The 480-nt window shown below is 57.3% G+C and carries 1 protein-coding gene; it reads right to left on the minus strand.

The genetic code is table 11. From position 1 onward, the window contains the following. Nucleotides 1–97: 97 nt before the first annotated feature. Nucleotides 98–480 (minus strand): hypothetical protein (locus MUN85_RS12530; protein WP_250507002.1); only part of this gene is annotated, 383 nt, incomplete at its 5' end.

Below are 480 nucleotides of genomic sequence, written 5' to 3' on the forward strand. Positions count from 1 at the left end.
CGGCTCGTCGAGGGCCAAATCGTCACGAACTGGAAACAAGCACTCGCCCAACTCGCAGCCGCCTACCCAGACCGTATCAACCCCTACTTGTAACCAATCAACTTACACAAAAAACTTGACAGGCCCCTTCGGCCTTCTTCTCCAACGCTGGCATCAAGATGCGTAAATACTCGGCGGGGATGTGGGCGAACAGGTTCGCTCCGAACTCCCCATCCTGAATCAGCGTGATCGCAAGCCCACGCTCCTGGAAGGACTGCTTCCTACGTTTCGCGGTCGCGGCGTTATTGGCTTTGCGTAGTGCTTCGTCGAGCATTTCGAGGGTGGTGCGGCATTTCTTACGGAACTCACCCGGTACCGGAGTCTCCGCCTCTCTAATGAGGGCTGCTTCGACGTGCGGGAACTCGGTCTGGCTGTAGTGGGGCCGCATCTTCTCCAACGTCTTGATGGCGGTATGCAGGTTTTCTTGGGAGATGCGCGAGG

It is taken from the genome of Bowdeniella massiliensis, assembly GCF_023634005.1.
GTDB lineage: Bacteria > Actinomycetota > Actinomycetes > Actinomycetales > Actinomycetaceae > Bowdeniella > Bowdeniella massiliensis.